Below are 18,666 nucleotides of genomic sequence, written 5' to 3'. Positions count from 1 at the left end.
ACCATGACCCAGGTCGGCGCAAACTCGCTCGAAACCCGCAAGACGCTCAGCGTGAACGGCAAGGACTATGCCTATTACGCACTTGACGCGGCGGCGGAGAAGTTCGGCAAGGTGGACCGCCTGCCCTTCAGCATGAAGGTGCTGCTGGAAAACATGCTGCGGTTCGAGGATGACGGCTTCACCGTGGGCGAGGAGCACGTCCAGGCCATCGTCGACTGGCAGGACAATCCCGTGACCGGCGCGGAAATCCAGTATCGCCCGGCGCGGGTGCTGTTGCAGGATTTCACCGGGGTGCCCTGCGTAGTGGATCTTGCGGCCATGCGCGATGCCATCGGCACGCTGGGCGGCGATACCGCCAAGATCAATCCGCTGGTGCCGGTCAACCTGGTGATCGACCACTCGGTGATGGTGGACGAGTTCGGCCATCCCAAGGCGTTCGAGAACAACATGGCGCTGGAATACGAGCGCAATGCCGAGCGCTACGATTTCCTCAAGTGGGGCGCCAAGAGCCTGGAGAACTTCTCCGCCGTGCCGCCGGGCACCGGCATCTGCCACCAGGTGAACCTGGAACACATCGGTCGCGGCGTGTGGTCGAGCGAGGACCAGGACGGCCAGCTCGTCGCCTATCCCGACACCTGCGTCGGCACCGACAGCCACACCACCATGATCAACGGCCTCGGCGTGCTGGGCTGGGGCGTGGGCGGGATCGAGGCGGAGGCCGCGATGCTCGGCCAGCCGGTCTCCATGCTGATCCCCGAAGTCGTCGGCTTCAAGCTGACCGGCAGACTGGCGGAAGGCGTGACCGCCACCGACCTGGTGCTGACCTGCGTGCAGATGCTGCGCGCGCACAACGTGGTCGGCAAGTTCGTGGAATTCTACGGCGAGGGCGTTGCCAGCCTCAGCCTTGCCGATCGGGCCACCATCGCCAACATGGCGCCCGAATACGGCGCCACCTGCGGATTCTTCGGCATCGACGACAAGACGCTGGAATACCTGCGCCTGACGGGTCGCCCGGAGGAAACCATCGCCCTGGTGGAGGCCTATGCCAAGGCGCAGGGCATGTGGTTCACGCCCGAGAACGAGCCGGTGTTCAGCTCCACCCTGTCGCTCGACATGGGCAGCGTCGTCCCCAGCCTCGCTGGGCCCAAGCGCCCGCAGGACAAGGTGGCCCTGCCCGAGGTGGACGACCTGTTCAATGCCGAGCTCAAGAGCGTCTACGGCAAGGACGCGGCCAAACGCGTCGCCGTCGACGGCAAGGCGCATGACCTGGGCGACGGCGACGTGGTGATCGCCGCCATCACCAGCTGCACCAACACCTCCAACCCCGACGTTCTGATCGCCGCCGGCCTGGTGGCGAAAAAGGCCAACGAGCGCGGCCTGAAGCCCAAGCCGTGGGTGAAGACCAGCCTGGCACCGGGATCGCAGGTGGTGACCGACTACCTGGTGAAAAGTGGCCTGCAGGACCATCTCGATGCGCTCGGCTTCGACCTCGTCGGCTATGGCTGCACCACCTGCATCGGCAATTCCGGCCCGCTGGCGCCGCCCATCAGCGCCGCCATCAACGGCAACGACCTGGTCGCCGCCAGCGTCCTGTCGGGCAACCGCAACTTCGAGGGCCGCGTCAGCCCCGACGTGCGCGCCAACTTCCTCGCCAGCCCGCCGCTGGTGGTCGCCTATGCGCTGAAGGGCACCGTCACGCAGGACATCACCACCACGCCGATCGGGCAGGACCAGGACGGTGACGACGTGATGCTGGCTGACATCTGGCCCTCCAACGAGGAGGTCGCCCGCAATCGCGCCGCCAATATCGACCGCTCCATGTTCGAAAAGCGCTACGCCGACGTCTACAAGGGCGACGAGCACTGGCAGGCGATCCAGGTTGATGCGAGCGACACCTACGGCTGGAACGCGGACAGCACCTACGTCGCCAACCCGCCCTATTTCGACGGCATGGGGATGGAACCCTCGGCGGTCGAGGACATCGTCGCTGCAAGGCCGCTCGCCGTGCTGGGCGACAGCGTGACCACCGATCACATTAGCCCGGCCGGTTCGATCAAGGCCGACAGCCCCGCCGGCCGCTACCTGATGGAGCACGGCGTGGAGAGAGCGGACTTCAATTCCTACGGCAGCCGCCGCGGCAACCACGAAGTGATGATGCGCGGCACCTTTGCCAACATCCGCATCAAGAACGAGATGGTGCCCGGCGTCGAGGGCGGGGTGACCACCTACAAGGGTGAGCAGATGGCCATCTACGATGCCGCCATGAAGCACCAGGCCGATGGCACGCCGCTGGTCGTCGTCGCGGGCAAGGAATACGGCACCGGCTCCAGTCGCGACTGGGCGGCGAAGGGCACGATCCTGCTGGGCGTGCGGGCGGTGATCGTCGAAAGCTTCGAACGCATCCACCGCTCCAACCTCATCGGCATGGGCGTGCTGCCGCTGCAGTTCCAGGATGGTGAAACCCGCCAGACGCTGGGCCTCGACGGGGATTGCACGTTCACCATTCGCGGGCTGGACGCGCTGTCGCCGCGGCAGGACGTCGAGGTCGACGTCACGCGCGCCGACGGGTCGAGCGCCAGCTTCACCGCCCGGTGCCGGATCGATACCGCCAACGAGATGGAATACTACCGCAACGGCGGCATCCTGCACTACGTGCTGCGCAAGCTCGCCGCCTGACCGATAGCTCCGGGTGCGCGCAACGGCAGGGGTCGTTGCGCGCGCCGAGGCTGAATGGATTTTCGGCACGCACGCCCGGGCATTTGCCCTGGTCTGGCTGGAACCTGCCTGCCTGAACGAAAAAGGGCGGCCCTCGCGAGCCGCCCCTCCCCCCCGTTGTCTGTCTATACCCTAGGCGGCGGCCAGCTGTGCCTCGCCACCCTTGCGGCGGCGCCGCAGGAACACCGCACCCGCGCCCGCACCGAACAGCAGGAGCATACCCGGCGCGGGAACCTCCGTCGGCGGGATGTCGCCCGTGCTGGTGGGCGGATGAACCGGCGGAGGCAGGTCGCCCGAAGTCGACGAACTGGTCGAGCTCGACGTGGAGGTGCTGGAACTGGTCGACGTGCTGGTGCTGGTCGAGGTGCTGACATCGCCCGATGTGGACGTCGAGGTCGAGGTCGTGCTCGACTGCTGCTGGCCCTGCTGCTGCTGCTGGCCCTGGTTCTGTTCCTGGTTCTGGTTGATGTCGCCCGAACTGGTCACGTTCCCCGAGGTCGTGGTGCTCGATACCGAGACCTCGCCCGTGGAGCTGGTCACCGATCCGGTGCTGGTGGAAACCTGCCCGGTAGACGTCGAGACCGCCCCGGTGCTGGTGGAAACGGACACTTCGCCCGTCGAACTGGTGATGGTGCCCGAACTGGTGGTCGTCGAGTTCTGGTTGTCGATGTCGATGATGATATCGCCGCTGGTGGCGCCCGGCGTTCCGCTGGATGTGGTGGTCGTGGTGGTGCTCAGGTCCACCGCCGCCGTCGCCCCGGCGCTCGCCCCGCCGCCGCCGAAGAAGCCACCGAAGAACCCGCCGCCAAAGCCGCCACCGAAGCCGCCGGTGCCGCCAACCACGATCGGCTGGCCGCCGCCGCCACCGCGCACCGGTGCGGCGGGCAGGGGCGGAAGCGGCAAGGGCACGCCGGCCAGCGCGTATTCTTCCGTTTCCTCGCAACACTCGCGCTCGATCGTGCGGCGGGCGCGAAGCTGCTCGCGTGGCCGCGGCGGAATGGCCCGGCGCGCAGTGCCTTCGGTCTTGTCGTCGATCAGGGCGACCTGCGCATCGTCCTTGTCGGACTTGTAGCGGACCTGCGAGGTCTGCGGCTCGGCCACGTGGACCGCGCCCCCGCCGATGATCGCCCCGCCGGCGGCGGCGATGCTCAGTTTGGCGATGGCCATGCGTACGGACATGAAAAGTCTCTCTCGAATTCCTGGATCGGACCTGCAGCATCCTCAGCGATGCCGACGGCCTTTACCGGTTCCTGCCAAAGAGACGCGCAAAGCCTGTCCGGGCAATGGCCTAAGTGCTGTTTTTGCAGGGCGATGGCCAAAAAAAGCACGCGATTCCGCGCGTTCGGGTCAGTATGTCCCGGAATGGAACCGAAAGCGGCGCACTTGGAGCAGGAGAGCGGCGGCTAGCCGCCTCACTTGCCCGAATCGAACAGGCCCGTCTGGCTCCCGTTCGGATGCGGCAGGCCAAGGTGGCTCCATGCCGCGTCGTTGAGGCAGCGCCCGCGCGCGGTGCGGGCGACAAGGCCAAGCTGGATGAGGAAAGGTTCGATCACCTCCTCCACCGTGTCGCGCGGCTCGGCTAGGCCGGCGGCGAGCGTTTCCACGCCGACCGGGCCGCCCTTGTAGATGTCGGCGATCATGGTGAGATAACGCCGATCCATCGCATCGAGGCCCAGCGCGTCGATCTCCAGCCGGGTCAGCGCCTCGTCGGCCACCTCGGCTGTCACCTCGCCTGCGGCGCGGACCTGGGCGAAATCCCGCACCCGGCGCAGCAATCGTCCGGCGACGCGCGGCGTCCCCCGGCTGCGGCGGGCGATCTCGCGCGCGCCCTCCGCCGCCATGGCCACGCCCAGCAGCCGCGCACCGCGCGTGACGACCTCGGTCAGCTCCGCCTCGGTATAGAAGATCAGCCGCACCGGGATGCCGAAGCGGTCGCGCAGCGGCGTGGTCAGCAGCCCCTGCCGCGTGGTAGCGCCGACCAGCGTGAAGGGTGGCAGGTCGATCCGCACGCTGCGCGCGCTCGGACCCTCCCCGATGATGATGTCGAGCGCGCGATCCTCCATCGCCGGGTAGAGCACCTCCTCGACCACGGGATTGAGGCGGTGAATTTCGTCGATGAAGAGCACGTCGTTCGGCTCGAGATTGGTGAGCAGGGCGGCAAGGTCGCCCGCCTTGGCGATGACCGGCCCGCTGGTGGCGCGGAAACCGACGCCCAGTTCCTTGGCAACGATCTGCGCCAGCGTGGTCTTGCCCAGCCCCGGCGGTCCGAAGAACAGGACATGGTCCATCGCCTCGCCCCGCGCGCGGGCGGCCTCCACGAACACGCGCAGGTTATCGCGCGCCGCCTCCTGGCCGATGAACTCGGTCAGCGACTTCGGACGCAGCGCGGCGTCCGGGTCGTCCGGCTGGCGCTGGGGGGTGTGGATGGGCTGGTCGGTCACGCCAGTCCCCTACCGTCATGCTGAACTTGTTTCAGCATCCATCGCGCCCCACACACCGGGCCATGCGGCAAGAACGCCAACCCTGCGTCTACATTCTTGTCAATGGGGCTTACGGCACGCTGTATATCGGGGTCACCAGCGATCTGATCGCGCGCGTCTGGCAGCACCGCACGGACGCGGTGCCCGGCTTCACCAGCCGCTATCGCGTAAAGACCCTGGTGCGATACGAACTGCTCGCCACGATGGATGAGGCCATCGCGCGCGAGAAGCAATTGAAGCGTTGGCACCGGCGGTGGAAGATCAACCTGATCGAAAGCGATAATCCCGATTGGCACGACCTGGCTCCGGGCCTCGGCCTTCCGCCGCTGGCGCCGCACCAAATGCGCGATGGATCCTGAAACAAGTTCAGGATGACGGGCGGGTGTAATGCAACGCCTCACCCCGCCGCCCTCCGCAGCGCCACGCGGATCAAGTCGCCCTCGCCTGCGCCTTCGCCCAGTTCCTCCTGCGCGCGCGCAACGGCCTGCGCCGCGACGGCGGGCTTGAAGCCGAGGTTCTGCAGCGCGCTGACGGCATCGGCGCTCGCGCCGCCCGCGTGGCTCACCGCGATGCCCATCGCCAGTCCACTGCCGCCGGGCATACCGCCCTCCTTGTCCTTCAGCTCGTTGACGATGCGCCCGGCCAGCTTCGGCCCCACGCCCTGCGCCCGCGCCACGCTGGCGGCATCGCCTGCGGCGCAGGCATCGCGCAGTTCGCCTGCCGACAGCGCCGAGAGGATGGCGAGCGCCACCTTCGATCCCACGCCCTGCACGCCTGTCAGCAGGCGGAACCAGTCGCGCTCCCCGCCGTCCGCGAAGCCGAGCAGGCGCATGTCGTTCTCGCTCACCTGCAAGTCGGTGAAGACGGTGCACTGGCCGCCCCGTTCTGGCCCCATTGCACTCAGCGCGGCCAGCGTGCGGGCGGAACAGTGGACGAGGTAGCCCACCCCGCCCACGGCAATAACCGCCCAGTCCGCGCCGGTCTCGTCCAGGGTGCCTGTCAGTTTCGCGATCATGGATTTGTTTCGGCGCTACCGCTTTGCTGCTTGAGCGCACCGTGTGGCGGTCAAAGCGGGAACAGTCCAGCCCCGCTGGACAGCGGCCCACGCCTGCGCCAGACCCGCGTTCCATGAGCTGGAACACCTTTGGACGCATATTCCGCTTCACCACCTGGGGGGAAAGCCACGGACCCGCGCTGGGCGTGGTGGTCGACGGCTGCCCGCCGGGCCTTGCCCTGGCGGAGGCGGACATCCAGCCCTTTCTCGACGCGCGCAAGCCCGGCCAGAACCGCTATACCACGCAGCGGCGCGAGGCGGACGAGGTGCAGATCCTCTCCGGCGTGTTCGAGGGGAAGACCACCGGCACGCCCATCAGCCTGATGATCGCTAATACAGACCAGCGCAGCAAGGATTATGCGGACGTCGCCAAGGCCTATCGCCCCGGTCACGCCGACTACGCCTACGATGCCAAGTACGGGTTTCGCGACTATCGCGGCGGCGGGCGCAGTTCCGCGCGCGAAACCGCCGCACGGGTGGCGGCCGGCGCGATCGCGCGGCTCGTCATACCCGAGGTGGCGATCACCGGATACGTGGAGGCGATCGGCGGCGATGCCATCGATCCGGCCCGCTTCGATGCAGGCGCGATCCGCAACAACCCGTTCTGGTGCCCCGATGCGGATGCCGCGGTGCGCTGGGAGGCACTCGTCGACGCGGCGCGCAAGGCCGGGTCGTCGCTTGGCGCGGTGGTCGGCTGCCGGGCGACGGGCGTTCCTGCGGGCTGGGGTGCGCCGCTCTACGCCAAGCTCGATGCCGAACTCGCCGCCGCGATGATGAGCATCAACGCGGTCAAGGGTGTGGAGATCGGCGACGGTTTTGCAGCCGCTGCGAACTCGGGCGAAGACAATGCCGATGCCATGCGCCCCGATGGCGCGGGCGGCGTGCGGTTCGCGGCGAACCACGCAGGCGGCATCGCGGGCGGCATCAGCACGGGCCAGCCGGTCACCTGCCGCGTCGCCTTCAAGCCGACAAGTTCGATCCTGACTCCCGTCGAGACGATCGACCGGGAGGGGAACGCCGCCGAAATCGTCACGAAAGGCCGTCACGACCCCTGCGTCGGCATTCGCGGCACGCCCGTGGTGGAGGCGATGATGGCGCTGGTGCTGGCCGATCAGAAGCTGCTCCACCACGCCCAGTGCGGATGAGGCACAGACCGCGCAACGGCTCGTCCTGTAATCGGCCCAACTTGTAATCGGTTCGGCAAATCAATGATTGGCAACTAATCGATTGGACTAATCAGGCGCGCGTCCCCAGATTGCACGCACACGATTCGACATTTTTCATTGCGAGAGGACTACATCATGGACGCCAAGACCGGATCTATCGAAGGCGGCTGCCCCGTTCCCCACGGCGAAGCCGCTGCACGCGGGCTGCTCGGCCGCACCAACAAGGATTGGTGGCCGGAAATGCTGGCGACCGAAATCCTCAATCCCAACGGGCCATCGAACCCGATGGGCGACGATTTCGACTATGCCGAGGCGTTCAACGCGCTCGATTACAACGCGCTGAAGGCCGACCTGACCGCGCTGATGACCGACAGCCAGCCCTGGTGGCCGGCGGATTACGGCCATTACGGCCCGTTCTTCATCCGCATGGCCTGGCACGCGGCGGGCACCTATCGCACTGCGGACGGTCGCGGCGGCGCCAACAGCGGGCAGCAGCGCTTTGCCCCGCTCGACAGCTGGCCCGACAACGGCAACCTCGACAAGGCCCGCCGCCTGCTGTGGCCGATCAAGCAGAAGTACGGCCAGAACATCAGCTGGGCCGACCTTTTCATCATTGCCGGCAATGTCGCCATCGAATCGATGGGCGGCCCGGTGTTCGGCTTCGGCGGCGGTCGTCCCGACGTTTACGAGCCGGAACGCGACATCTACTGGGGCAGCGAGGACAAATGGGTCAACGAGAACGTGCAGACCCGCATCGCACCCGAGCACGGGATGCATGAACTGGAAGGCCCGCTCGCGGCGATCCAGATGGGCCTCATCTACGTCAATCCCGAGGGCCCGGGCGGCAACCCCGATCCGCTGCAGTCCGCGCGGGACATGCGCGCCACGTTCGAACGCATGGCGATGAACTCCGAGGAAACCGTCGCGCTGACCGCCGGCGGCCACACCTTCGGCAAGGCGCACGGCAACGGCGATCCCTCCACGCTCGGCCATGCCCCGGCAGGCGGCGATCTCGTCGCGCAGGGCTTTGGCTGGGTATCGGGTGAGGAGCACGGCGGCATCGGCGAGCACACCGTCACCAGCGGCATCGAGGGCTCGTGGGTCAACACTCCCACCGAGTGGACCGAGAACTACTTCCGTCTGCTGCTCGATTACGAGTACGAACTGGTGAAGTCGCCGGCCGGTGCCCAGCAGTGGCAGCCGATCAACCAGAAGGAAGAGGACATGGCGCCCGCCGCCTGGGACGCGTCGAAGAAGGTGCCGACGATGATGACCACCGCCGACATGGCGCTGAAGGTCGATCCCGAGTTCCGCGAAATCTCCGAGCGTTTCCGCAACGATCACGAGGCGTTCAAGGATGCCTTTGCCCGCGCATGGTTCAAGCTGACGCACCGCGATCTTGGCCCGAAGATCCGCTATCTCGGCCCCGACGTGCCTGCCGAGGACCTGATCTGGCAGGATCCGGTGCCCGCCGGAAACAACCCGTCGGACAGCCTGGTTGCCGAGGTGAAGCAGAAGATCGCCGATAGCGGACTGACCGTCAGCCAGCTGATCAAGACGGCCTGGGCCTCTGCCAGCACCTATCGCAAGTCCGATTTCCGCGGCGGTGCCAACGGTGCGCGCGTGGCGCTCGAACCGCAGAAGAACTGGGACGTCAACGAACCCGAGGTGATCGCCAAGGTCGTCGATACGCTGAACGGTCTTCGCGGCGAGATGAGCCTTGCCGATGCCATCGTGCTCGGCGGCGTTGTTGCCCTGGAAAAGGCCGGTGCGGGCGACGTACCGTTCACCGGCGGCCGCGGCGACGCGACGCAGGAGATGACCGATGTCGAGAGCTTCGAGTGGATGGAACCGGAAGCCGACGCCTTCCGCAACTACATGCCCAAGCGTCTGGCGGTGAAGTGCGAGGAGCTGATGCTCGACCGTGCCAGCCTGCTCGGCCTCTCGGTGCCCGAGATGACGGTGCTGATCGGTGGCCTCCGCGTGCTCGGCGCCAACCACGGTGAACGGGGCCACGGCCACTTCACCAACCGCTCTGGCGAACTGACCAACGACTTCTTCGTGAACCTCTACGACATGACCAACGTGTGGTCGTCGGTGGAGGATAGCAACGACGAGGAATACGTGGCGACCGACCGTGCCGAGGGTCACGAGAAGTGGCGTGCAACCCGCGCCGACCTCATCTTCGGCTCGAACTCGGAACTGCGCGCCGTCGGCGAGGTTTACGCCCAGAAGGGTGGCGAGGAGAAGTTCCGCAAGGACTTCGTCCGCGCCTGGACCAAGGTGATGAACGCCGATCGCTTCGACCTTCACCGGGGCTGACCGGCCGGGGAGGGTAGCTACCCGGCTTTCCTCCCCGCCGGCAAGGAAATGGGATGGCCGGCGCTGCAAGTGATTGAGATACCGGGAACTATAGCTGGGTTGCCACGTAGATCAGGGGACGGCACGGACATCACCCCCATCACCGCATAACCAAAGCCCGGAGAGCTTGCCCCCCAAGTCTTTTCGGGTCGCTGGAGGCCCTCGGCAGCATCGCTGTCGGGGGCCTTTTCACATCCGTGCTGCCGGGTTCGATACTAATTAAGTTCGCTCGGGGAACAGGCGAAGCGATGCCCCGTAATCTCTAGGTAGTTCAGGCTCAGGAGATACCATGGCGAACGAATTCGAACTGTCCGAGGGTGGCGCAAACCATCAGAAGCCGAAAGGCGATGATGACGTGATGACCACGGCGCAGGGCGCGCCGATTGCCGATGATCAAAACTGGCTGACCGCCGGGCCGCGCGGTCCACAGCTGTTGGAAGATCACATCGCTCGCGAGAAGATTTTCCACTTCGATCACGAGCGGATCCCCGAACGCGTGGTCCATGCGCGTGGGTACGGTGTGCATGGCCATTTCGAATTGAAAAAGGCCATTCCGCAGTATTCGCGCGCCCGCATTTTCAACGAAACGGGCGTGAAGGTCCCGACCTTCACCCGCTTTTCGACCGTTGCCGGCAACAAGGGTTCGCCCGATCTGGCGCGCGACGTGCGCGGCTTTGCCACCAAGTTCTATACTCAGGAAGGCAACTGGGATCTGGTTGGTAACAACATCCCGGTGTTCTTCATCCAGGACGCGATCAAGTTTCCCGATCTCGTCCATGCAGCCAAGCCGGCGCCCGACCGGGGCTTCCCGCAGGCACAGACTGCACATGACAACTTCTGGGATTTCGTCAGCCTGAGTCCGGAATCGATGCACATGATCATGTGGATTATGTCTGACCGCACGATCCCGCGCAGTTTCCGCTTTATGGAAGGCTTCGGAGTGCACACCTTCCGCCTGCTGAACGCGCAGGGGGAATCGCACTTCGTCAAGTTTCACTGGAAGCCGAAGCAGGGTCTGCAGTCGGTATTGTGGAACGAGGCGGTCAAGATCAACGGCGCCGACCCTGACTTCCATCGCCGCGACATGTGGGATTCGATCGATGCCGGCGACTTCCCGCAGTGGGATCTGGGTATCCAGGTGTTCGATGATGCCTTTGCCGAAGAGTTCGAATTTGACGTGCTCGATTCGACCAAGATCATCCCCGAGGAACGCGTGCCGGTCGAGATCATCGGCACATTGACCCTCGACGCCAACGTCGACAACTTCTTCGCCGAGACCGAACAGGTCGCCTTCTGCACCCAGAACATCGTGTCGGGTATCGATTTCAGCGACGATCCGCTGCTGCAGGGCCGCAATTTCTCGTACCTCGATACGCAGTTGAAGCGGTTGGGCGGCCCCAACTTCACGCACATCCCCATCAACGCGCCCCGCTGCCCCGTTCGCCACTTTCAGCAGGACGGTCACATGGCGATGACCAACCCGAAGGGACGCGTGAATTACGAGCCCAACAGCTGGGGCGAAGGCGATGGCATGGAGGAGGATCGCGGCCCGCGCGCTTGCCCCACCCGCGGCTTCACAAGTTACGAAGCGCCGGTGGACGGTCGCAAGGTCCGCTACCGGTCGGAAAGCTTTGCCGACCATTACAGCCAGGCGCGCCAGTTCTATAAGTCGCAGACCCCGATCGAGCAGACGCACATGGGCAATGCATTGACGTTCGAGTTGTCCAAGGTCGAACGCATGGACATTCGCAAGCGCATGGTGGGCCACCTACGCCGGATCGACGAGGATCTGGCACTGGTTGTCGCCGATGGCCTCGGCCTCGCCGACATGCCGGACAAGGTGCCAGCCGCGCGCGAGACGATCGAGGATCTGCCAGAAAGCCCGGCCCTGTCGATCCTCAAGAACGGCCCTGACAGTTTTGCCGGACGCAAACTGGGTATCTACATCGCCGAAGGCGGCGATGCGGCCCTGGTGAGCGCGCTCAAGCAGGCGGCCAAGGACGCTGGCGCCACGGTAGAGATCGTTGCCCCACACGTGGCGGGGGCCAAGCTTTCCGACGGCGAGAAAATGGCGGCCGACCAGAAGATCGATGGTGCGCCATCTGTTCTCTACGATGCCGTGGCCATCGTGATGGGTGCGGATGCGGCTGAAAAGTTCGCTTTGGACAAACCGTCGATCGACTTCGTCAACGATGCCTTCGCCCATGCCAAGTTCATTGGCTACGTCGCGGCCGCCAAGCCGCTCCTCAAGGGTGCTGGCGTGGCCGAGCGGATGGATGACGGGTTCGTCGAACTGTCTGACGGCTCGTCTGCCACGAACTTCCTCAAAAGCTGCGGCAAGCTTCGCTTCTGGGATCGTGAAAAAGTAAAACAGGACTGACCGGCCCAAGGTCGGACAAACGACAACGAAAGATGGCGGACCGGGCAGGCATGTCCGGTCCGCCTGTCATGAAAGGCCGGTCAGAAATGAGCGATTACGAAAATCTCGACCGTATGTTTCTCGCCGGCGAATGGCGCAAGGGAACCGGTGACACGCTGACCAATGTCAGCCCGTGGGATGAAAGCACCATTTTCGAAATGCCGGGCGCCACGCCCGATGACGTGGACCAAGCCTTCAAGGCTGCCGCCCAGGCACAGAAGGAATGGGCAAGCCTGCCACCGTCCGCCAGATCGGCCAAGATGCGCGCCATCGCCGACATCATCGAGGCGCGTAGGGACGAGATCGCTGGCTGGATCGTGCGCGAGGTTGGCGGCACGAAGCTGAAGGCCGCTCTCGAACTGATGCTGGTCACCCAGGTCGTTCGCTCCGAAGCCGCTGCCCTGCCCTTCATGGTCGAAGGCGCCATCCTGCCCGAGGATATTCCCGGCAAGGAAAGCCGCGCCTATCGCCGCCCGGTCGGCGTGGTCGCGCTGGTCAGCCCGTGGAACTTCCCGCTGCAACTGACCGCGCGCACGCTGTTCCCGGCGCTGGCGCTGGGCAACGGCGTGGTCATCAAGCCATCGAGCGATTCGATCGTCACCGGCGGCACCATCTTTGCCGCCATTGCCGAGGAGGCGGAGTTGCCTCCTGGCCTCGTCGCCGTGCTGCCGGGATCGGGCAAGGCCATCGGCGATGCCGTCGTGCAGCATCCGGCTGCCTCGGTCGTCTCGTTCACCGGCTCCACCCCAGTGGGCCGCAAGGTGGGGCAGGCGGCGCTCGAATCGAAGCGGCTGAAGTCGCTCGAACTCGAGCTCGGCGGAAATTCTCCCATCGTGGTGCTGGACGATGCCGATATAGACTATACCGTGGAGGCGAGCGTCTGGGGCAAGTTCGTCCACCAGGGCCAGATCTGCATGATCGCCAACCGCATCGTGGTGGAGGACAGCATCTACGACGAGTTCGCCGCAAAGTTCGTCGCCCGCACGAAGAAGCTGGTTGTCGGCCAGCGCGACAATCCGGCCTGCATGATCGGCCCCATCATCAACCGCGACCAGTTCGACTCGGTGATGGAGCTGATCGGCAAGTCAAAGGCGACGTGCGCGCTTGGCGGAAAGCCCGATGGCCTCGTCATCCCGCCGCACGTCTTCACCGATGTTGCCGAGGACGATCCCCTGGTCACCAACGAGATCTTCGGCCCCGTCGCGCCGATCCAGCGGGCGCGGGACGAGGACCACGCCCTCGAACTGGCGAATGCCACCGAGATGGGCCTGTCCAGCGCGGTCTTCAGCCGTGACGAGGGCCGCGCGCTGCGGTTCGCCCGGCAGATCCAGGCGGGCATGACGCATATCAACGACCAGACCGTCAATGACAGCCCCTTCAGCCCCTTTGGCGGGGCGAAGAATTCGGGCATCGGGCGGTTCAACGGGCGCTGGGCGGTGGAGGCGTTTACCGCCACGCACTGGATCACGGTGCAGCACGAAAAGCGCCAGTTGCCTTTCAGCGCGGACGACCTTGGCAACTGAGCGCAATTGCTCTTGCGTTCAGGCGAGGCCGGGTAGATGCAGCCGAAACCAGTTTTCGAAAGGGAGACACCCATGCGCATCCGCCTCGCAATTCTTGCATCCTCGTCCGTCGCCGCGCTCGGCCTTGCCGTATCGCCGGCCGCCGCGGAGGAGGGGATGTGGACGTTCGACAACTTCCCCACCGAACAGATGATGGCGGAATACGGCTGGGCGCCCGACCAGGCCTGGCTGGACCGGGTGCAGGCGGGTGCGGTGCGCCTGACGGGCGGCTGCTCGGCCAGCTTCGTATCGCCCGATGGCCTGATCCTGACGAACCACCACTGCATCGCCAGCTGCCTGTTCGACAACTCCAGCGCCGATGCCGATTACCTCGATGCAGGCTTCGTCGCCGCGCGCCGCGAGGATGAACTGCGCTGCCCCGGCCAGCAGGCCGAGGTCGTCACCGGCATCACCGATGTGACCAACCGCGTGCAGGCCTCGTTCGCCACCATGAGCGGCGAGGCGCTGGTGCGCGCGCGCGATGCGGAAGTCGCCGCGATCGAGAGCGAGAGCTGCCCCGATACCGCCACCACCCGTTGCCAGGTCGTCACCCTGTTCGGCGGCGGGCAGTACAAGCTTTACACCTATCGCAAGTATTCGGACGTGCGCGTGGCATGGGCGCCGGAAGACCGCGCCGCGACCTTCGGCGGGGATCCCGACAACTTCAACTTCCCGCGCTATTCGCTCGATGCCAGCTTCTTGCGCGCCTACGAGAACGGCCAGCCCGTCTCCACGCCGAACCACCTGCGCTGGGATCCGCGCGCGCCCGAGGAAGGCGAAATCACTTTCGTCGTGGGTAACCCCGGCTCCACCAGCCGCCTGTGGACCGAAAGCCAGCGCGCGTTCGAGCGCGAGGTGCGCCTGCCGATCACCGTCGCCACCAGTTCCGAACTGCGTGGCCGCCTGATCCGCGCCATGGAGGAAAGCCCCGAGCGCGCACGCGAGGGGCTCGATACGCTGAACGGGCTGGAGAACAGCCTGAAGGTTTACATCGGCCGCACCACTGCGCTGAACGATCCGGGCTTCACCGGCCCGCTCGCCCAGGCCGAGACCGACCTGCGCGCGCGCAGCGCGGGCAATGCCGCGATCGGCGATCCGTGGACCACCGTGGACAGCGCGGTGGAAGCCTATCGCGACCTCTACATCCCCTACCGCTTCATCACTCCGTCGAGCAGCCTTTACGGTTATGCCGAGGCGCTGGTCTACGCCGCGCAGGAACGCAGCAAGCCCAATGGCGAGCGTCTGCCCGGCTTCACCGACAGCTCGCTGCCGCTGACCGAGCGGCGCCTGCTGGACGAGGTGCCGACCTATCCGTGGCTGGAAGAACTGACGCTGGCGTGGAGCCTGTCCAAGGCGCGCGAGTATCTGGGCGTCGACGACAGCGACACCCGCCTCCTGCTGGGCCGCGAAAGCCCCGAGCAGCTGGCCGAGCGCCTGGTAACGGGCACCCGGCTGGCCGATGCAGACTATCGCCGGCAGCTGTGGGAAGGCGGGATGGAAGCGATACAGGCCTCCGACGATCCGATGATCCAGTATGCCCTGCGCCTCAACGCGCGCGACCGGGCGTTGCAGCAGGAGGTGGACGCCGCCTACGCCGCCCCGCTGGCGACTGCCGGCGCGCAGCTTGCCGACGCGCGGTTCGCCGCCTTTGGCGACAGCCTCTATCCGGACGCCACGTTCACCCTGCGCATTTCCTACGGAAAGGTGCAGGGCTGGGAAGAGCGCGGCAACATGGTGCCCTATCGTACCACTAAGGGCGGTACGTTCGAGCGCGCCACCGGCAATGCACCGTTCGACGTTGCCCCCGCCTTTGCCGCGAACCAGGCCGATATCGACCCTGCCGTGACCTACGACTTCGTCAGCACCAACGACATCATCGGCGGCAACTCCGGCTCACCCGTGATCGACCGCAACGGCGCGGTGATCGGCGCCGCCTTTGATGGCAACATCCATTCGCTGGGTGGCAACTACGGCTATGATGGCACGCTGAACCGCACGGTATCGGTTTCGACCGAAGCCGTGCAGGAAGCGCTGGAGACCATCTACCCGGCGCCCGCGCTGGTGGCCGAACTGCGCGCCGGGCGCTGACGGGTCAGCGGCAGGTTCCCTACGGCTGCGCCGCCCTGGCGCGGCCGTAGGGGACCGCCGCCACGCCCGACCATGATGCTCACCGGGCAGGCTAGCGCCGCTTCTTCAGCACCAGGTAAAGCGCCCCCTCGCCCCCGTGGCGACGGTGCGCCTGCCTGACGGCGGCGATATCGGAGGCGTGGCTGCCGGCGGCCAGCCAGTCGAGAATCTTGGCGCGGATGGCTCCGCGCTTCTGTCCGCGGTCGGCCGCATCGACCGGGCGGCTCTTGCCGGTCACCACCAGCACCAGCCGCGCGCCCATTGCCTTTGCCTGGATCAATCCGTCGTCGAGCCGGCGATAGGCCTGATCGAGCGTATGGCCGTGCAGGTCCAGCGTGAAGTCCGGATCGGTGCCGGTGCGCGCGAGGCGCCGTTCCCAATGCGAATCGAGGCCCGGTGACGGGGGCGCGGCTGCGGGCTTCGGCGGCGGCGCCGGCTTTTGCGGGCGGGCGGCGGCGGGCTTGCGGACCTTGGCAGGCGGTGGCGGAGGGGGCTTAACGCGCGACGACGCCGCGTCCGAGTTGCCGGTCTGAGGTTTCGGGCGGACAGGAACCAGTGGCTTTACCGTGCGTGCCAGCCGATCCCACGCGGCAGCCTCCTCGGCGGAGAGGCCGCGCGGGTGCCCGTTCATTGCGCTGCCCTCATCGTGCTCGTCTCGGCGGCCAGGCCTAACGGGGAAGCCGGGCGGCGGCCGCGTTTGGCAGCAGCACCAAGGCCTGCCCGCGCCCGCTCATTCCGCCGGCGATCTCGCGCGCCTGCGCGCCTGCGCCCCAGAAGGTATCGAAGCGGTTGGGCCCCCGGATTGCCCCGCCGGTATCCTGCGCCACCCACAGGCCGTCTGCCTGATCGCGGTCGAGTTCGAGGACAACCGGCGCGCCGTAAGGCACGAACTTGGGGTCCACCGCCACGGAGCTTTGCCCGACCACCGGCACGCCGATGCTGCCGAGCGGACCGATTGCGGCATCGGGGCCGGAAAGCTCCTGGAAGAAGATCCAGCTGGCGTTCTCGCGCATGATGGCGCGGCCTTCTGCGGGATAGTCGCGCAGGTAGCCCATGATGCCCTGCATGCTGGTCGCGTAGGGCGTCCCCTCGCCGATCAGCCCGCGTTGCCGCATGACCGATCCGATGCCGGTGTACCCGTGGCCGTTCTGCCCGGCATAGCCGATGCGCACCACTTCGCCAGTGGGCGATACCAGGCGGCCGGACCCCTGGATCTGCAGGAAGAAGAACTCGATGGCGTCGGCGGCATAGCCGATCACCGGGGCGCGCCCTTCCAGGCTGCCATTCTCGATCTCGGTCCGGCTGTCGAATTCGACGCACGTGCCATCGGGCAGGCGGCGGCTGAGCGGCGCACGGCCCGTGCGCTCGCTCATCGCGATATCCTCGCGCCAGCAGCGTTCCAGATCGCGGGGGATGCCATAGACGGGCACGTCGCTCGCGGCCCGGCGGGTGCGCGACCCGGCAATCTCGGGCTCGAAATAACCGGTGGCGAACGCCTCCCCCGTGCCTACCCGGACGGGCGTGAACTGCGCGGCGAAGAACTGGTCGGCACGCTCGCGCGGCCAGGTGGCGGCGGCGGTGCACGGTACGGCCCAGTCGGCAGGGGCGGTCAGGCCCGAGACGTCCTCGCGCGTGGTCGCCACGCGGCAGCTGCGGCGAAAGCTGTCGAGGGCGTCGGCGGCGTCACGCGGGTCGATCCGATTGAGGATGGCCGCGGGCTGGCGCACTGCGCCCAGTTCCCGCGCGTTTTCGGCGACGGGCAGGGGTTGTTGCGGTTCGGGCAACTGGCCATCGGGGATGACCTGCGTGCACGCCGCCAGGGCGATGCAGGAGGCGGCGACGATAGAGAGGCGAAGTGAGGTCACTCCGCAGGCGCTATCAGCCGGCGTCGGTCTCGTCGAGAAGCCAGTTCGGATCGGTGTTGCGCACGTCGCGCATGAAGGTCCAGACGTCCCGGCTTTCGATCGCATCGTCGAGCGAACCGCCGATCAGCGTCCCATCGGTATCGCGGGTCACGCTGGCAATATCGGCCACGAACCGCACGGCGATCCGCGCCATGTGTCCGTCAAGCACGGCCGAGTGAACCGTGCTTTCCTCGATCCGGATGAGCCGATTGTCGAGCGTGTGGCCCAGACTATCGCGCTCGTCGATTGCCGTGGCAAAGCTGGCGTAGACGTCGTCATCGCACAGCTCTTTCAGCTCTTCCTTGTCGCCGCGCCAGAACGCCTCGAGAATGACCTCGTAGGCGGCCTTGGCACCTTCCATGAAAGGGAGGAGTTCGAACCGGCGGTCAGCGGCAGCAATGTCCCGCAGGCCACGTTCCACGGCAACGGGAAACTGGTCGAGCGAACGGTCGGGCCGTGGCGCTTCGGCCAGCGGCTTGGCCACGGTATCGGCCTTGTTGCGCGCCTGTTCCGCCTGCTCCAGCCGACTTGCGATCATCTCCTCCTCGTGCTCGGCCTTCTGGCCGAGGACCGAATAGAGCCGCATGCCGAGGAAGGCGGCAATCATGGCGAGGATGACGATTTCCCAGATAACCACGGATCGATATTTCCCAAATCTGCCGCCGCGAATTTTGCCCGTCGCGGGGGTCGGGTCGTTGTGAACGAGATAGGATGCAATAGCAAACTAACAACCGCGCCTTAAGGTCCGCTGAAGCCGCCGCGGGACCGGCTCGTCGTGGCGTATCGTTGCTTGTGCGGCCGGGCGGTCGTCGCCGTTGCGGGCGAACCGCAAGGGTGTTAGGCGCGCGCAGCATTCCACCTCGCTGGCGGCGGCGCAC

Annotated in this window: 13 protein-coding genes; 7 read left to right on the top strand and 6 right to left on the bottom strand. The window is 66.3% G+C overall.

What is annotated here, in order from left to right; genetic code table 11:
• Positions 1 to 3 precede the first annotated feature (3 nt).
• Positions 4 to 2,676 carry an aconitate hydratase AcnA gene (acnA, locus tag GRI62_RS01265; RefSeq protein ID WP_131451624.1) on the top strand — a complete coding sequence of 891 codons (2,673 nt, stop codon included), beginning with the start codon at positions 4 to 6 and terminating at the stop codon, positions 2,674 to 2,676.
• Between the two features lie 171 nt (positions 2,677 to 2,847).
• On the opposite strand, the gene GRI62_RS01260 is transcribed toward acnA, so the two are convergent.
• Positions 2,848 to 3,894: a PEP-CTERM sorting domain-containing protein gene (locus tag GRI62_RS01260; RefSeq protein ID WP_131451623.1), complete on the bottom strand. Its 1,047-nt coding sequence runs from the start codon at positions 3,892 to 3,894 to the stop codon at positions 2,848 to 2,850.
• Positions 3,895 to 4,127: 233 nt separating this feature from the next.
• Entirely contained in the window at positions 4,128 to 5,156 is a 1,029-nt protein-coding gene (gene ruvB, locus GRI62_RS01255; RefSeq protein ID WP_131451622.1) for a Holliday junction branch migration DNA helicase RuvB, read from the bottom strand.
• A gap of 62 nt (positions 5,157 to 5,218) precedes the next feature.
• Between ruvB and GRI62_RS01250 the strand changes: the two genes are divergently transcribed.
• Positions 5,219 to 5,554 carry a GIY-YIG nuclease family protein gene (locus GRI62_RS01250; protein WP_131451620.1) on the top strand — a complete coding sequence of 112 codons (336 nt, stop codon included), beginning with the start codon at positions 5,219 to 5,221 and terminating at the stop codon, positions 5,552 to 5,554.
• A 38-nt stretch (positions 5,555 to 5,592) separates the two neighbouring features.
• On the opposite strand, the gene ruvA is transcribed toward GRI62_RS01250, so the two are convergent.
• On the bottom strand, positions 5,593 to 6,210 hold the full coding sequence (ruvA, locus tag GRI62_RS01245; protein WP_131451619.1) for a Holliday junction branch migration protein RuvA: 618 nt from the start codon (positions 6,208 to 6,210) through the stop codon (positions 5,593 to 5,595).
• 113 nt (positions 6,211 to 6,323) lie between these two features.
• On the opposite strand from ruvA, the gene aroC reads away from it, so the two are divergent.
• The 5 genes from aroC (at position 6,324) to GRI62_RS01220 (ending at position 15,845) form a co-directional block, all read left to right on the top strand.
• The gene (gene aroC / locus GRI62_RS01240) at positions 6,324 to 7,394 is read left to right on the top strand and encodes a chorismate synthase (protein WP_131451617.1); all 1,071 of its coding nucleotides are present in this window, start codon (positions 6,324 to 6,326) and stop codon (positions 7,392 to 7,394) included.
• 156 nt (positions 7,395 to 7,550) lie between these two features.
• On the top strand, positions 7,551 to 9,737 hold the full coding sequence (gene katG, locus GRI62_RS01235; protein ID WP_131451616.1) for a catalase/peroxidase HPI: 2,187 nt from the start codon (positions 7,551 to 7,553) through the stop codon (positions 9,735 to 9,737).
• A 328-nt stretch (positions 9,738 to 10,065) separates the two neighbouring features.
• Entirely contained in the window at positions 10,066 to 12,156 is a 2,091-nt protein-coding gene (locus GRI62_RS01230) for a catalase (RefSeq protein ID WP_131451614.1), read from the top strand.
• Between the two features lie 86 nt (positions 12,157 to 12,242).
• Positions 12,243 to 13,718, top strand: a complete 1,476-nt coding sequence (locus tag GRI62_RS01225) for an aldehyde dehydrogenase family protein (RefSeq protein ID WP_131451613.1) — start codon at positions 12,243 to 12,245, stop codon at positions 13,716 to 13,718.
• A 72-nt stretch (positions 13,719 to 13,790) separates the two neighbouring features.
• A complete protein-coding gene (locus tag GRI62_RS01220) occupies positions 13,791 to 15,845 on the top strand; it encodes a S46 family peptidase (protein ID WP_131451611.1) in 2,055 nt (684 codons plus the stop codon).
• A gap of 91 nt (positions 15,846 to 15,936) precedes the next feature.
• Here GRI62_RS01220 and GRI62_RS01215 read toward each other — a convergent pair whose 3' ends face one another.
• The 3 genes from GRI62_RS01215 to GRI62_RS01205 are packed head-to-tail and all read right to left on the bottom strand — an operon-like array spanning position 15,937 to position 18,395.
• The gene (locus GRI62_RS01215) at positions 15,937 to 16,515 is read right to left on the bottom strand and encodes a Smr/MutS family protein (RefSeq protein WP_131451610.1); all 579 of its coding nucleotides are present in this window, start codon (positions 16,513 to 16,515) and stop codon (positions 15,937 to 15,939) included.
• 37 nt (positions 16,516 to 16,552) lie between these two features.
• Entirely contained in the window at positions 16,553 to 17,749 is a 1,197-nt protein-coding gene (gene mltA, locus GRI62_RS01210) for a murein transglycosylase A (RefSeq protein WP_234032798.1), read from the bottom strand.
• 13 nt (positions 17,750 to 17,762) lie between these two features.
• Complete coding sequence (locus GRI62_RS01205; RefSeq protein ID WP_131453702.1) at positions 17,763 to 18,395, bottom strand: Tim44/TimA family putative adaptor protein; 633 nt, start codon at positions 18,393 to 18,395, stop codon at positions 17,763 to 17,765.
• Between the last annotated feature and the right edge of the window lie 271 nt (positions 18,396 to 18,666).

Source organism: Aurantiacibacter arachoides, from assembly GCF_009827335.1.
GTDB classification, from domain to species: Bacteria; Pseudomonadota; Alphaproteobacteria; order Sphingomonadales; family Sphingomonadaceae; genus Alteraurantiacibacter; species Alteraurantiacibacter arachoides.
Note: the sequence above shows the minus strand (reverse complement) of the source record. Positions and strands in the feature narration are given on the sequence as shown.

What these genes read in the sequence shown, in the direction of transcription:
- aroC (WP_131451617.1), top strand. Translation starts at nt 6,324, where the DNA reads ATGAGCTGGAACACCTTTGGACGCATATTCCGCTTCACCACCTGGGGG.
- katG (WP_131451616.1), top strand. Translation starts at nt 7,551, where the DNA reads ATGGACGCCAAGACCGGATCTATCGAAGGCGGCTGCCCCGTTCCCCAC.
- ruvA (WP_131451619.1), bottom strand. Translation starts at nt 6,210, where the DNA reads ATGATCGCGAAACTGACAGGCACCCTGGACGAGACCGGCGCGGACTGG.
- GRI62_RS01230 (WP_131451614.1), top strand. Translation starts at nt 10,066, where the DNA reads ATGGCGAACGAATTCGAACTGTCCGAGGGTGGCGCAAACCATCAGAAG.
- GRI62_RS01205 (WP_131453702.1), bottom strand. Translation starts at nt 18,395, where the DNA reads ATGATTGCCGCCTTCCTCGGCATGCGGCTCTATTCGGTCCTCGGCCAG.
- GRI62_RS01260 (WP_131451623.1), bottom strand. Translation starts at nt 3,894, where the DNA reads ATGTCCGTACGCATGGCCATCGCCAAACTGAGCATCGCCGCCGCCGGC.
- acnA (WP_131451624.1), top strand. Translation starts at nt 4, where the DNA reads ATGACCCAGGTCGGCGCAAACTCGCTCGAAACCCGCAAGACGCTCAGC.
- GRI62_RS01250 (WP_131451620.1), top strand. Translation starts at nt 5,219, where the DNA reads ATGCGGCAAGAACGCCAACCCTGCGTCTACATTCTTGTCAATGGGGCT.
- GRI62_RS01220 (WP_131451611.1), top strand. Translation starts at nt 13,791, where the DNA reads ATGCGCATCCGCCTCGCAATTCTTGCATCCTCGTCCGTCGCCGCGCTC.
- GRI62_RS01225 (WP_131451613.1), top strand. Translation starts at nt 12,243, where the DNA reads ATGAGCGATTACGAAAATCTCGACCGTATGTTTCTCGCCGGCGAATGG.
- GRI62_RS01215 (WP_131451610.1), bottom strand. Translation starts at nt 16,515, where the DNA reads ATGAACGGGCACCCGCGCGGCCTCTCCGCCGAGGAGGCTGCCGCGTGG.